This window comes from Faecalibacterium sp. I3-3-33, from assembly GCF_023347295.1.
Lineage (GTDB): Bacteria > Bacillota > Clostridia > Oscillospirales > Ruminococcaceae > Faecalibacterium.
Genome location: NZ_CP094469.1, coordinates 1394555 through 1408122 on the forward strand (window position 1 = coordinate 1394555; position 13568 = coordinate 1408122).

The 13568-nt window shown below is 59.7% G+C and carries 15 protein-coding genes; 11 read left to right on the plus strand and 4 right to left on the minus strand.

Annotation, left to right across the window (positions count from 1 at the left end; translation table 11 throughout):
• The first annotated feature begins 14 nt into the window (after positions 1–14).
• On the plus strand, positions 15–548 hold the full coding sequence (locus tag MTP39_RS06690; protein ID WP_249241944.1) for a TIGR00730 family Rossman fold protein: 534 nt from the start codon (positions 15–17) through the stop codon (positions 546–548).
• A 251-nt stretch (positions 549–799) separates the two neighbouring features.
• Here MTP39_RS06690 and MTP39_RS06695 read toward each other — a convergent pair whose 3' ends face one another.
• Positions 800–1063, minus strand: a complete 264-nt coding sequence (locus tag MTP39_RS06695) for a hypothetical protein (RefSeq protein WP_249241945.1) — start codon at positions 1061–1063, stop codon at positions 800–802.
• 365 nt (positions 1064–1428) lie between these two features.
• Here MTP39_RS06695 and MTP39_RS06700 point away from each other — a divergent pair, with 365 nt between their 5' ends.
• On the plus strand, positions 1429–1593 hold the full coding sequence (locus MTP39_RS06700; RefSeq protein ID WP_249241946.1) for a hypothetical protein: 165 nt from the start codon (positions 1429–1431) through the stop codon (positions 1591–1593).
• Between the two features lie 180 nt (positions 1594–1773).
• On the plus strand, positions 1774–2394 hold the full coding sequence (locus MTP39_RS06705; RefSeq protein WP_005926489.1) for a ZIP family metal transporter: 621 nt from the start codon (positions 1774–1776) through the stop codon (positions 2392–2394).
• A gap of 65 nt (positions 2395–2459) precedes the next feature.
• On the opposite strand, the gene MTP39_RS06710 is transcribed toward MTP39_RS06705, so the two are convergent.
• Complete coding sequence (locus tag MTP39_RS06710) at positions 2460–3821, minus strand: MATE family efflux transporter (protein ID WP_249241947.1); 1362 nt, start codon at positions 3819–3821, stop codon at positions 2460–2462.
• Positions 3822–4028: 207 nt separating this feature from the next.
• Here MTP39_RS06710 and MTP39_RS06715 point away from each other — a divergent pair, with 207 nt between their 5' ends.
• From MTP39_RS06715 to spoIVA, 3 genes are all read left to right on the plus strand, one after another.
• Entirely contained in the window at positions 4029–4637 is a 609-nt protein-coding gene (locus MTP39_RS06715; protein ID WP_249241948.1) for a sugar transferase, read from the plus strand.
• Positions 4638–4895: 258 nt separating this feature from the next.
• Positions 4896–6230 (plus strand): aspartate--tRNA(Asn) ligase, encoded by a 1335-nt coding sequence (aspS, locus tag MTP39_RS06720; RefSeq protein WP_249241949.1) that lies wholly within the window; start codon positions 4896–4898, stop codon positions 6228–6230.
• Positions 6231–6492: 262 nt separating this feature from the next.
• The gene (gene spoIVA, locus MTP39_RS06725) at positions 6493–7986 is read left to right on the plus strand and encodes a stage IV sporulation protein A (protein WP_249241950.1); all 1494 of its coding nucleotides are present in this window, start codon (positions 6493–6495) and stop codon (positions 7984–7986) included.
• Between the two features lie 65 nt (positions 7987–8051).
• Here the strand turns inward: spoIVA and MTP39_RS06730 are convergent, their stop codons facing one another.
• The gene (locus MTP39_RS06730) at positions 8052–8603 is read right to left on the minus strand and encodes a DUF4364 family protein (RefSeq protein WP_249241951.1); all 552 of its coding nucleotides are present in this window, start codon (positions 8601–8603) and stop codon (positions 8052–8054) included.
• Between the two features lie 108 nt (positions 8604–8711).
• Positions 8712–9647, minus strand: coding sequence for a S1 RNA-binding domain-containing protein (locus MTP39_RS06735; protein WP_249241952.1), 936 nt, complete (start codon positions 9645–9647; stop codon positions 8712–8714).
• A gap of 201 nt (positions 9648–9848) precedes the next feature.
• Here MTP39_RS06735 and MTP39_RS06740 point away from each other — a divergent pair, with 201 nt between their 5' ends.
• The 5 genes from MTP39_RS06740 to MTP39_RS06760 all read left to right on the plus strand — a co-directional run bounded on the left by MTP39_RS06740 (position 9849) and on the right by MTP39_RS06760 (position 13559).
• The gene (locus MTP39_RS06740; RefSeq protein ID WP_113992067.1) at positions 9849–10040 is read left to right on the plus strand and encodes a DUF951 domain-containing protein; all 192 of its coding nucleotides are present in this window, start codon (positions 9849–9851) and stop codon (positions 10038–10040) included.
• A gap of 51 nt (positions 10041–10091) precedes the next feature.
• A complete protein-coding gene (gene prfA, locus MTP39_RS06745) occupies positions 10092–11177 on the plus strand; it encodes a peptide chain release factor 1 (RefSeq protein WP_249241953.1) in 1086 nt (361 codons plus the stop codon).
• Positions 11178–11257: 80 nt separating this feature from the next.
• Positions 11258–12283, plus strand: a complete 1026-nt coding sequence (locus MTP39_RS06750) for an L-threonylcarbamoyladenylate synthase (protein WP_249241954.1) — start codon at positions 11258–11260, stop codon at positions 12281–12283.
• Entirely contained in the window at positions 12280–12897 is a 618-nt protein-coding gene (gene coaE / locus MTP39_RS06755; protein WP_249241955.1) for a dephospho-CoA kinase, read from the plus strand. Before MTP39_RS06750 ends, coaE begins: the two co-directional genes overlap by 4 nt.
• Complete coding sequence (locus MTP39_RS06760; RefSeq protein WP_249241956.1) at positions 12894–13559, plus strand: lytic transglycosylase domain-containing protein; 666 nt, start codon at positions 12894–12896, stop codon at positions 13557–13559. Before coaE ends, MTP39_RS06760 begins: the two co-directional genes overlap by 4 nt.
• Positions 13560–13568 lie beyond the last annotated feature (9 nt).

Consider the following 13568-nt stretch of genomic DNA (forward strand, 5'->3'; position numbering starts at 1 on the left):
GAAAGGATACTGCAATGAACATTACCGTGTATCTGGGGGCAAACCTTGGCACCGACCCTGCATTGCCGCAGGCCGTGCAGCAGTTGGGGCGCTGGATCGGTGAAAGCGGCAACGCGCTGGTGTACGGCGGCAGCAAAAGCGGCCTGATGGGGCTTTTAGCCGACAGCGTACTGGCTGCAGGCGGCAGGGTGACCGGTGTAGAGCCCAAGTGCTTTCTGGACGCAGAGCTGCAGCACGAGGGACTGACAGAGTTGATCGTGACCGAGGATATGCCCGCCCGCAAGACCAAAATGATCGAGCTGGGCGATGCCTTTATCGCATTTCCCGGCGGCACTGGCACGCTGGAGGAGATCACCGAGGTCATCAGCAAGCTGTCTCTGGGGCAGCTGGATGCACCCTGCATCCTCTACGACCTGAACGGCTACTACCAGCCCCTGCACCAGCTTTTGCGGCAGATGATCGCCATGGGGCTTTCCACTCCGGCGCGGCAGCGGAATATCACCTTTGCTGCCGACCTTGCCCAGATCCGCGCGATTCTTGAAAAATGATACTGGGAAGCTTACTTCTCAAACGTAAGGAGACTGCTGTACATGGCTTTGTGCGGCGGTCCTTTTTCATAAAATGGGATACCGGGGCGTCCACAGACGACCCGGTATCCCGAAAAAAATCATTCCGCTGGTTATGCCCATAGCGCACGCGGAGGGTATTTAAATCTTTCTGTGCAATCAAAAAGGCCGCTGCACAAAATAATGTGCAACGGCCTTTTGCTATTTTGTTATGTACGCTGTGCGCGTTAAACTTAGGCGGCAGTGGTGGAAGCAGCCTCAGAAGAAGCAGCCTCGCTGACAGCGGCCTCAGAGGAAGCAGCCTCGGAAGATGCAGCCTCAGAGGAAGCGGCCTCGCTGGAAGCAGCCTCAGAAGAAGCAGCCTCGGAAACAGCGGTGCTTGCGGAAGCAGCCTCAGAGGTGGAGGAAGCGGAAGCGGCAGAAGCACCACCGCAGGCGGTCATGCCAGCAGCCAGAGCCAGAGCAACAACAGCGATGCAAATATTCTTGAGTTTCATATCAATAATCTCCTTGTTTTTCCTATGTGTGTTTAGCAGCGGGCACTCCGTAGCACCTCACTGCGATGCTATATTCTAGTCCGTTTTTGAAAAAAATCAAGAGGTTTTTGGTCGAAAGTTATAATCTATGTAAAAAATCTGCATAGTTGTCATAAAGTTTCGCCAAAAGTCAAAGACTTTTTGGTAAAAATAAAGCCCGGGATAGCGCCTATATCGCCGGGCGGGGAACACAAAAATAGAAAAACTTGAAATAACCTGTTACAAATCCATTTTATTGGACTGCAAATGTGGATAATAGAGGCATGGCGAGGGACGGACATCCCCCGAAAGGTTGAACAACAAAAACATTTGTGGAGGATAACACGATGAAAGACTTTGATTTTGGCTACTTTGGCACCGGCGACGAGGGCTATGCCCAGTACATGACCGCATTCGAACGCAATTTCAGCACGGACAGCACCGACAGCTTTACGTCCGATGACACAGACTGCGATGCAGACAGCTGCGATAGCAGCGAGGACGATTTCTAAGGCTTGCACCTTTTTTCCCGTTTGTGCATACAACGGGCAAAGGGGGAATGCGGCTTGAACCGGATCGTTTTCACACTTGGGATCTGGCTGTTCCCGGCGGCGTGCACCGCGCTGGGAGCAGCAGGGGTGTTTTTGCTGCGCAGGCAGACAAGACCGGCTACCCGGCGCATCCTGTGCGGGATGGCGGCGGGCATCATGCTGGCGGCCAGCGTGTGGAGCCTGCTGCTTCCGGCCATTGCCCGGTCGCAGGGCAGGGCGGCATGGGTGCCCCCGGCGCTGGGGCTTATTTTAGGCGCTGTGGGGCTTTTGCGGCTGGAGGATGCCGCCGGGCAGCTGCTGGCTGGCGGTCCCGGGCATTGCGGGCGTATGGTGCTGGCGGTCACCCTGCACAACCTGCCGGAAGGCATGGTGGTGGGGCTGGCTGCGGCGCTGGCGCTGCACGGGGACGCGGACGCTGTAAGCGGCGCGCTGGCGCTGAGCCTTGGCATCGGCTTGCAGAACATCCCGGAGGGGGCGGCGGTCAGTCTGCCGCTGACCCAGAGCGGGCGCACCCGGGGGCAGTCCTTTGCCGCCGGGGCGGCCTCCGGGCTGGTGGAGCCCTTGGGCGCGGTGCTGGCCTTTGTGCTGGCCGAGTGGGTAGGTGCAGCGCTGCCGTGGCTTATGAGCGCGGCGGCGGGCTGTATGGTGTGTGTGACCGCACAGGAGATGATCCCTGAGGCGGTGGAACCGGATGAAGTGGCCGGTGTCATCAGCATCGTGTTGGGGTTTGCCCTGATGATGGCACTGGATGTGGCCCTGTGATAGAGTAAAAGCAATGCCGGACAGACCTTTTGGCCTACCCGGCATTGCTTTTATGCAAAAAGGATTTATATCGTCTGCGGCTGCTTCTGGCGCAGCTTACGCCGCACCACCAGCAGGCAGGTCAGGTGCACCAGCGCGGTCAGCGCCCAGCTGATAGGGTAGCTGATGTACAGCATAAAGGGGGTGCGGTTCAGCTGGAAAATCGTTGCGATCCACACCAGCCGCAGCGCGCACACGCCGATAAGGCTTACCACCATGGGCAGTACGCTGTACCCCAGCCCGCGCAGGCTGCTGGCCAGCACGTCCATAATGCCGCACAGCAGGTAGAAGCCGCAGATCAGCCGCAGCCGCTCAGCGCCGGTGGCGATGACCGCGGCGTCCGAGGAGTAGAAGCGCAGCAGCTGATTTCCCGCCAGTGCCGCGCCGCCGCCCAGTACAAGGCCGGTGACTACGACACACAGCAGACAGTTGCGGATCACCCGGTCAAGGTTGTGGTACTTGCGTGCGCCGATGTTCTGGCTGGTAAAGGTGACCGCGGCCTGCGCAAAGGCGTTCATGGCGGTGTACACAAAGCCCTCCAGATTGGAGGAGGCAGAGTTGCCCGCCACCACCATGGAGCCGAAGGAGTTGATGGAGGACTGGATGACCACATTGGAAAGGCTGAACACCGTGCTTTGCAGCCCGGCAGGCAGGCCGATGAGCAAGATTTGCTTCAGCGTCCCGGCGTGGAAGGCCAGCCGCCGCAGGTCCAGCCGCAGTGCACCCTCCTCCCGGACGAGCATCCCGGTCACCAGCAGCGCGGAAACAGTCTGGCTGATGATGGTAGCCAGTGCCACGCCCGCCACACTCATGGAAAAGCCGATGACAAAGACCAGATTCAGCACCACATTGATGACACCGGCAGCGGCCAGACAGTACAGCGGGCGCTTGGTGTCGCCCACCGCCCGCAGCAGCGCACTGCTGAAGTTGTACAGCATGGTCATGGGCATTCCGATAAAATAGATCTTCAGGTACAGGGTGGAAAGGCCGATCACGTCCTCCGGGCAGCTCATCAGCTCCAGCAGGCCGCGCGCGGCGCAAAAGCCCACCACCGCCAGCAATACGCCGCTGACTAAGCCCAGCGCTACGGCGGTGTGCACCGTATCCTGTACGCCCTTTTCGTCCCGGGCGCCAAAGCACCGGGCTGCCACTACATTGGCACCCAGCGAAAGCCCGACGAACAGGTTGACCAGCAGATTGATCAACGCACCGTTGGAGCCGACGGCAGCCAGCGCCGTGCTGCCCGCAAAGCGCCCCACCACCACAACATCGGCGGCATTGAACAGCAATTGCAGAATGCTGGATGCCGCCAGCGGCACGGAAAACAAGATGATCTTTTGCAGCATGGGTCCGCTGGTCAGGTCTGCGGAACGGCTGGTCGTAGCCATGAGTTATCTACCTCCTATAATAAACCTGAATTGACATAGCAATTGCCTATTATAGCGCGATATTAGGTAAAAAACAAGAGGTAAAGCGCCCTATTCTCTCCAAAAGCGGCAAATATCGCCCGCCGGGCGCAGCCTGCAATTGAAAAATGCTGCCCATACTGCTATAATAAGGCGGTAGACCCGTAGAAAACGGAGGAAGTTTTATTTATGTATCGGAATTGGATCAAACGGCTGCTGGATATTTTTCTGTCGGCCTGCGGCATTTTGTGCCTTTCGTGGCTGCTGCTGCTTCTGGCTGTTGCCATCAAGCTGGACTCTCCAGGGCCGGTGTTTTTCCGGCAGAAGCGTGTGGGCATCGGCAAGCGGCATTTCCAGATCCTCAAGTTCCGCACCATGCGCATTGATACCCCCCACGATATGCCCACTCATCTGCTGCACGACCCGGAGCAGTATATCACCCGCATGGGGCGTTTTCTGCGCAAGACCAGTCTGGACGAGCTGCCCCAGCTGTGGAATATTCTTGTGGGGGATATGGCGGTCATCGGCCCGCGCCCTGCGCTGTGGAACCAGTACGACCTGCTGGCCGAGCGGGATAAGTACGGCGCAAACGATGTGCGCCCGGGGCTGACCGGCTGGGCGCAGATCCATGGCCGTGACGAGCTGGAAATTGCCGAAAAGGCAAAGCTGGACGGCTGGTATGTGGAGCATATCAGCTTTGGGCTGGATGTGAAGTGCTTCTTTGGCACCATTACCGCCGTGCTCAAGCATGACGGCGTAGTGGAGGGCGGCACCGGCACCCTGCATGATGAAAAATGAGGCTTGCTGCGCAAAATGATATGCTGGCGCAGCGATGCTCCGGCTGTGCCGGAATGATGTGCGCTGCGGCGCATGATGGATGATAGCCGGAAATATGCTAAAAATCGAGCGGCTTCGGGTGAACTGCGGTCTGCCCGCAGCCGCATTTTTATGTTAAGCGCAGTACAGACCTGCTGAAATTGGCATATCTCTTGATTTATCCCCTGAAAAGCGTATAATAAAACAGTACACAAGACGTTAAAGGAGGATTCCTGTATTATGGAACGCACCTATATCAATGAGGCTCAAAAGGCCATCGGCGGCACGGTGAAGGTGCAGGGCTTTATCGAGAACCTGCGCAACAGCAAGTATATGGCATTTATCGTGCTGAAGGATATTACCGGCAAGCTGCAGATCACAGTGGAAAAGGCCGACCACCCCGAGCTGGTGGATACCATTGATCAGCTCACCCCGGACTCTGTCATCACCGTCACCGGTAAGGTGATGGAGAACGACTACGTCAAGATGGGCGGCGTGGAGATGATCCCCGAGAGCATCGAGGTGGAGAGCACCGCCAATGCACTGCCCATCGTCCGCAAGGAGATCGCAGCCACCAAGAAAAAGAAGGCTGTGGAGCGCTCCAGCATCGACCAGCGCATCGACTACCGCTGGATCGACCTGCGCACCGACGAGAACCAGCTGATGTTCAAGGCACAGAGCTGCTTCGTCAATGCCATGCGCAAGTTCCTGCTGGACCGCAACTTCATCGAGATCCACACCCCCAAGCTGATCGCTGCTGCCAGCGAGAGCGGCTCTGAGGTGTTCAAGGTGGACTACTTCGACCGCAACGCCTATCTGGCACAGAGCCCCCAGTTCTATAAGCAGATGGCCATGGCTGCCGGCTTTGAGCGTATCTTCGAGACCGGCCCCGTGTTCCGCGCCGAGAAGAGCTACACCAACAAGCACGCTACCGAGTTCTCCGGCTTCGACCTGGAGTTCAGCTACATCACCTCCTTCAAAGACGTGATGAAGATGGAAGAGGAGCTGCTGACCGCAGGTCTGCAGGCCGTTAAGGACAGCTACGGCGACCAGATCAAGGAGCTGTTCGGGCAGGAAGTCATCGTGCCCACCACCCCGTTCCCGGTGGTCAAGCTGGCAGACCTGTACAAGGCTCTGGAGGAAGAGTTCGGCTACACCGTGGACGAGAGTGAGAAGGGCGATTTGACCACCGAGGCCGAGCGCTTGAGCTACGACTGGGTCAAGAAGCACTACGGTCACGAGTTCCTGTTCATTACCGATTACTCTGCCGAGAAGCGCGCTTTCTACCACATGCGTGATGAGAACGGCGTGCCGCAGGGCTATGACCTGATCTGGCGCGGTGTGGAGATCACCACTGGTGCCCAGCGTGAGCACCGCTACGAGGTGCTGAAGAAGCAGGCTGAGGAGAAGGGTCTGGCCGAGGACGTCAAGTTCTATCTGGAGTTCTTCCAGTACGGCTGCCCGCCCCACGGCGGCTTTGGCATCGGCATCGACCGCCTGACTATGTTGCTGTGCGGCCTGAGCATCAAGGATGCAGAGTTCCTGTTCCGCGGCCCCAACCGCCTGACCCCGTGATTTTATAAAAACCTTTCTAAGAGCTGCTGTGTGTTTCGCACGGTAGCTCTTTTTTGAGTTCCGTGAAAAGGCAATTGAGGAAAATCCGCAGATTTTCCTCAATTGCAATTATAAAAATTTTTTTCGCTGACTATGCCCAGAGCAAAGCGTAGGGCATTTAAGATCATTCCGGCATAATAAACGGCCCCTTTTCATACGATACAACGAGCACACCCACCCCTACGGGCGCGGTGCGCAGCGCAACAGGAAGGGGAGAAGGACCTTGGAGAAACAGGAACAGAACAGCATCTGTCGCGAGATCGGCGCACGCACCGGCGGGGATATCTACATCGGTGTGGTGGGGCCGGTGCGCAGTGGCAAATCCACCTTTATCAAGCGGTTCATGGAGCAGCTGGTGCTGCCCGCCATGTCCGGCTCTGCCGCCGCCCGGGAGCGTGCCCGGGACGAGCTGCCGCAGTCGGCGGCGGGGCGCACCATCATGACCACCGAGCCGAAATTCATCCCGGAGACTGCCGTGCCCTTGCAGCTGGAGGGCGGCGGGGCGTGTCGGGTGCGGCTGATCGACTGCGTGGGCTACATGGTGGAAGGTGCCATGGGGCACGAGGAGGACGCAAAGCCCCGCATGGTCAAAAGCCCGTGGTTCGAGCAGGAGGTGCCCTTTGACCTTGCCGCAGAGACCGGCACCCGCAAGGTGATCTGCGAGCACTCCACCATCGGGGTGGTGGTCACCACGGACGGTTCAATCAGCGATATCCCCCGGGCGGGCTACGCAGAGGCGGAAAGGCGGGTCATCACCGAGCTGGAAGCGCTGGGCAAGCCCTATATCATCCTGCTCAACAGCACCCACCCGGATGCGCCGGAGACCCGGCAGCTGGCCGAGGGTATGGCGCGGGACTACCACCGCACCGTGCTGCCGGTAAGCTGCGTGGACTTGGATGCCGCCATGCTGGGGGAGATTTTGCGGCGGGTACTGTACGAGTTCCCGGTGCAGGAGCTGGATTTTGCCCTGCCCCGTTGGGTGACCATGCTGGAGCCCGGGCACTGGCTGCAGGCGCAGGTGTATGCAGCCGCCATGCAGCTGGCAGAGCGGGTGTCCCGCATGAAGGATCTGCCAGCCGGAACGGACGCACCTGCGCTGGAATGCGATGCCGTGCAGCGATCGGCAGTGGCAGGGGCAGACCTTGCTGCCGGCAGTGTGCGGGTGAGTGTGGAGCTGAAGCCGGAGATCTTTTATCAGGTGCTCAGCGAGCAGACCGGGCTGGATATCGGGGACGAGGCGGGGCTGATGCCCTGCATCATGGAACTTGCCCGGGCAAAACGCGCCTACGAGAAGGTGCGCAGTGCCTTGGAGCAGGTGGAAGCCACCGGCTATGGCATCGTGATGCCCTCCATCGACGAGCTGCATCTGGAACCGCCTGAGATCGTGCATCAGGACGGGCGCTGCGGGGTGCGGCTGCAAGCCTGTGCGCCCTCTATCCAGATGATGAAAGCCACCATCCACACTGAACTGAGCCCCATCGTGGGTACCGAGAAGCAGAGCGAGGACTTGGTGCAAAGCTTGTTGGCCGATTTTGCGGACGACCCGGTGCAGCTGTGGGAGTCCAACATCTTCGGCAAAAGCCTGCACGAATTAGTGAACGATGGCTTGCAGAACAAGCTGCTCCACATCCCGCAGGAAGCCCGCACCCGCCTGCAGGAAACGCTGGAACGGGTCATCAACGAGGGCTGCACCGGACTGATCTGTATCCTGATTTAGGGCGTATCTGAAAAAATCCCCGCCCGCCGTAAGGTTTGCTTACAGCGGGCGGGGATCGTTCTGTCTTATTTTTCTTCCTCGGTCAGCTTGTTGATCAGCAGCTGATAGATCTCGTTGCCCTTCAGGATGAACTGCTTCTTCACCAGCTCGGCGCTCAGCCGGTCGGGTGCGCCCAGTTCCAGACAGAACAGCTCGCTGTCCAGCCCCTTTACAGTGCAGCGCACGGTGCAGTGGCCGTCTGCCTTTTCGGTGATGCGGGCGCTGTATTTGGCCTCCTTGCGGGCCCATGTCTGGCAGCGCAGCACGGCAGCCACCGCCCGCTCCCGCACGCTGCGGGGCAGGTCGTAGGCCAGCTCCTGCGCCACCTTGCGGCCTTTGTCGGTAATGGCATAGCTGTCGCCGGTCAGGGTGACCAGTTCCTGTTTTGTGATATCGTCCAGACAGGAGCCGATCTCAAAATAGTTGACAAGGGCTTCCTCCATCAGGGCGTTCTCGATCTCCTGCCGGGTAATGGGGCCGGCGTTTTTCACCAGATAGCACAATAGCAGCCGGATCTCGGTGCTGCTGGTCAGGCCGCCGGGACGGACACCGGCGGTAAAAGCATCATTGGCGCTCATCGTTCCTTACATCCCCCTTGCGCTTTCACATGGTATCAAAGGTCTGCGCCGCTGCCAAAAGGGCGGGCAGCGGGCAGACAAAAACTCTTTCTATTAGTATAAAGGCTTTCAGCCCGGATTGCAAGCCGCAACGGCAAAATCTGTCTCAATACGCTTGGGGCACTCCGGTGTGGAGTACACCCACCTGTCCAGATGTCCTTCGGTGATAAAGTACCGCAGCTCAAACCGGTGAGGCTGGCTCAGGGCGTGGTTCACGATGACCAGTTTGATCTTCATCTTTTCCGGCAGAATGTTTTTGATGTAGACGCTTACCGCCTGCCCGGGCGCAAGACCGGTGCAGCTTTCCGCAAGACCGGCAAGGTTTGGCGCAATTTCCACAAAGGTGCCGTATTCCTCTACGCTGCGCACGATGCCCACCACCGTTTCGCCTACGGTGAACCGGGCAGCGTTCTCTGCCCATGTGCCCAGCAGTTCCCGGATGGTCAGTACAAAGCGCCCCTGCGCGTCCCGGTTCTTGATGGCACACAAAATCTGCTGCCCTACGCTGACCCGGTCGGCAGGGGAGGAGATGCGGCTTACCGACATACAGTCGATGGGCAGCAGGGCGCTGATGCCGCAGCCTACGTCACAAAACGCGCCGAACGGCTCGATGTGGGTCACCGTGCAGGGCAGGATATCCCCGGGCGAGAGGGTGTCCAGATACTCTGCCTTGCACAGCTGCTGCGCCTTGGCGCGGGAAAGTCGGTAGCAGGGCGCGCCGTCCTCGTCCGTGTCCAGCCCCTCAATGACAAAGCAGGTGGGGCGTCCCACCCGGGTCAGCACCGCAATATCCCGCACGGTGCCGGTCTCGGCACCGTCTGCGCACTGGGCAAAGGGCATTACCGCCTTAACCCCGCCCAGCTCAAACCGCAGCTGCCGCCGGGTGTCAAAGGCAAGGGCAGTGGCCTGCAAAATTTCGCCGCTGGCCATGGCAGCCCGCAGCTCGGCAGGAGAAAGGCGGGCGGCAGAGCGGTAACTGTTTTCGGTACGATAAGCTTGCATCATGTTTCATTCCTCTTTCTATATGGTTTTCGGGTCTCTGTGCGATGCTACAACGATATGCAGCAGTGTGCGCAGATATTTGCATTTTGTGCGGCTTTGCATTATACTATATCTGTATGCGCAGCACCCGCTGGGCGGGCGGCGGCACACACTGGCTCTGCCGGGCATCTGCGCGGCAGAAAAGAAGGGAGAGGTCGGATAAATATGGACGTCGCTGTGGGAGATACCATCCTCACCCGCAAAAAGCACCCCTGCGGAGCATCCAGCTTCGAGGTGCTGCGGGTGGGCATGGATTTTAAGATCCGCTGCACCGGCTGCGGACGCGAGGTCATGCTGCCCCGCGCCAAAATTGAAAAGAACATCAAAAAGGTGGTAAAGCCCGGCAGCGCGCAGTAGCGCAGCCAACGCACCCGAACCGGAACGAATTTTGTAAGGAGAACTGCAAGGATGCAAGATATTTCTTCCCGGATGGATGCGGTCTGCCGCCGCTTTGAGGAGCTTTCCATGCGGCTGAACCAGCCCGATACCGCTGCCGACCCGGCACAGTTCCGCAAACTGATGCGGGAGTACCACGACACCGAGCCGGTGGTGGAAGCTTACCGGGACTGGCAGACCGCGCTGGATCATCTGGCGCAGGCCAAAGCCCTGCTGGAGGAGCCCGGTTCACTGGACCCGGACTTCAAGCAGATGATACAGCAGGAAATCAGCGAAAAAAGTCAAGATGTGGCAAAGCTGGAAAATAATCTCAAAATTTTGCTGTTACCCAAGGACATGAACGATGGCAAAAACGTCATCATGGAGATACGCGGCGGCGCCGGCGGCGAGGAAGCCGCCCTGTTTGCCCACAGTCTGCTGCGGATGTACACCATGTACGCCCAGAACCGTGGCTGGACGCTGGAGGTGCTCAACCTGAACGAGACCGAGCTTGGCGGTGTAAAGGAAGCCATCGTCTCGGTGGATGGCGCGGGCGCATATAACCGCCTCAAGTACGAGAGCGGGGTGCACCGGGTGCAGCGGGTGCCGGAGACCGAGACCCAAGGCCGCATCCACACCTCTACCGCCACCGTGGCGGTAATGCCGCAGGCAGAGGAGGTGGACTTTGCGCTGGATATGAAGGATCTGCGCATCGATACCTTCCGCTCTTCCGGTGCGGGCGGTCAGCACATCAATAAGACCTCCAGCGCCATCCGCGTGACCCATATCCCCACGGGTACGGTGGTGGAGTGCCAGAACGAGCGCAGCCAGTTCCAGAACAAGGATAAGGCGCTGGAGATCCTGCGCAGCCGCCTGCTTGCGCAAAAGCAGAAGGAGCAGCAGGATGCCATCAACGCCCAGCGTCAGGGGCAGGTGGGCACCGGCGACCGCAGCGAGAAGATCCGCACCTACAACTTCCCGCAGGACCGCTGCACCGACCACCGCATCGGGCTGACCGTCCACAATCTGGAAAAGATCATGGACGGCAATCTGGACGAGGTGATCGACGCCCTTGCCACCCGGGAACAGGCCGAAAAGCTGCAAAAGCTGGGTGGGTAAACCCCGGCTTTGCAGGTGCAAAACCACTTGAATGACTGACAAGCAACTATACTTTACAGATAGAAAGAACGATGATTCGTATGGAAATCAAAACCAGAGTTTTGCCTGCCGATGAAGCAGGCGTGGCCGAAGCCGCACAGCTGCTGCGGCAGGGACAGCTTGTAGCTCTGCCCACCGAGACAGTCTACGGCATTGCCGCCGATGCCCGCAACGGTGCGGCGGTGCGCGATATCTTTGTGGCCAAGGGACGCCCGCAGGATAACCCCCTTATCGTCCACGTCACCGGGCCGGAGATGCTGCCGGGTCTTGTCAGCGAGGTGCCGGAGCGTGCCCAGCTGTTGATGGCAGCCTTCTGCCCCGGGCCGCTGACCATCATTATGCCGCGCGGGCCGGAGGTGGCAGATGAGTGCTGCGCCGGGCTGGATACCGTGGGCATCCGTATGCCCAGCCATCCGGTGGCGCGGGCGGTCATCCAGCAGAGCGGCTGTGCCTTTGCCGCCCCCAGCGCCAACCTTTCCGGCAAGCCCAGCCCCACCAACGCGCAGGACGTGTTCACCGATATGGATGGCCGCCTGCCGCTGATCTTGGACGGCGGCGAGTGCGATGTGGGTGTGGAGAGTACCGTGGTGTCGGTGGTGGGAGAGAAGCCCACCCTGTTTCGCCCGGGGCACATCACGCTGGAGGATTTGGAACGCGCTCTTGGTGAAGAAGTAGAGGTGTCCAAGGCTATTCTGGAAAAGCTGCCGGAGGGTGCCGTGGTGCGCAGCCCGGGCATGAAGTATAAGCACTACGCCCCCAAGGCGGATGTAACGCTGCTCAACGGCACCTTTGAGCAGTTCAAGGCCTATGTGGACGCTCATAAAAACGAGAACCCCAGCTGCCTGTGCTTTACCGGCGAAAGCGCAAAGCTGGATGTGCCCTGCGTGGAATACGGCCGCGAGGGGGACGGTGCCGATCAGGCAAAGCACATCTTCCGCTCCCTGCGGGCGCTGGATGAGCAGGGCGACGGCGTGGTCTACGCCCGTTGCCCGCAGAAGGACGGCCTGTCCATGGCGGTGTACAATCGCCTGATCCGCGCCGCCGCCTTCCGGGTGATCGACCTATGATCACCTTGGGCATCACAGGGCGCAGCGGTTGCGGCAAGTCCACGGTCACGGCGGTATTTGCCGCCCACGGTGTGCCGCTGGCGGACGCCGACCAGCTCAGCCGGGAAATTCTGCTGCCCGGCTCGCCGCTGCTGCCACAGCTTGCGGCGCGGTTCGGCGGGGATATCCTCCACCCGGACGGCACGCTGGATCGCCGCTTGCTGGCTGACCGTGCCTTTGCCACCCCGGAGGGCAAGGCTTCACTGGACAGCCTGACCCACCCCGCCATCGTGGCACGCATCCGGGCGGCAAAGCAGGCGGCGCAGGCCGCCGGAGCACCCCTTTTTGTGCTGGACGGTGCAGTCATCGTGGGCACAGCGGCGCAGGCTGAGTGCGACCGCCTGTGCGTGGTCACTGCGCCCTTTGAGACCAGCGTGGCGCGCATCGTGGCGCGGGACGGCATCTCGCCGGAGATGGCCGCCCGCCGCCTGAACGCTCAGACCCCGGAAGAGACCCTGACCGCACAGGCAGACTACACCCTGCACAACGACGCCGGGCTGGAGGCGCTGCAAGCCGCAGCCGCCCGCCTGTGTGAGCGGCTGCAGGCAGAAGGGGGCGTGACGGCAGCGCTTTGAACGAACAAAATTATGAAAAAGCCTACGACCCCATAGCCGCCCGGGAGCGCCGCGCCGCGCGGGAAAAACAGCGTATACGTAAACAGCAGCGCCGCCGACGGCGGCTACTGCGGCTGGTTTCCCTGTTTCTGGTAGTGATCGTAGCAGTGTGTGCAGTGCCGCCTTTGTGTAACCGGGCAGAGCAATTTTTGTACCCCCGCAAGTACGAGCAGCTGGTGGAAAAATGGGCAACCGCCTACGAGCTGGACCCGCTGCTGGTCTACGCCTTTATCCGCACCGAAAGCGGCTTTGACCCGCAGGCTACCTCCAGCGTGGATGCCCGGGGCCTGATGCAGATGACCGAGGAGACCTTTCTCTGGATGCGTAGTAAGATCGCCCCGGAGGAGCCGCTGACCTTTGCCGACCTCTACAACCCCGACATTGCCATCCGCTTTGGGTGCTATTACCTACACCTGTGCATGGAACGCTACAAAGGGGATGTATCCACGGCGGCAGCGGCCTACCACAGCGGCTGGGGTACGGTGGATCAGCTGCTGCAAATGGAAGAACACTCGGCAGACGGGGAAACCCTGCAAGGCTTCCCCTATAACCAGATGCACCACTACGTCAACAAGATCACCGCCTGCTACCAGACCTATCAGCGTCTGTACGCAGGTCAATGATAAAAAGTT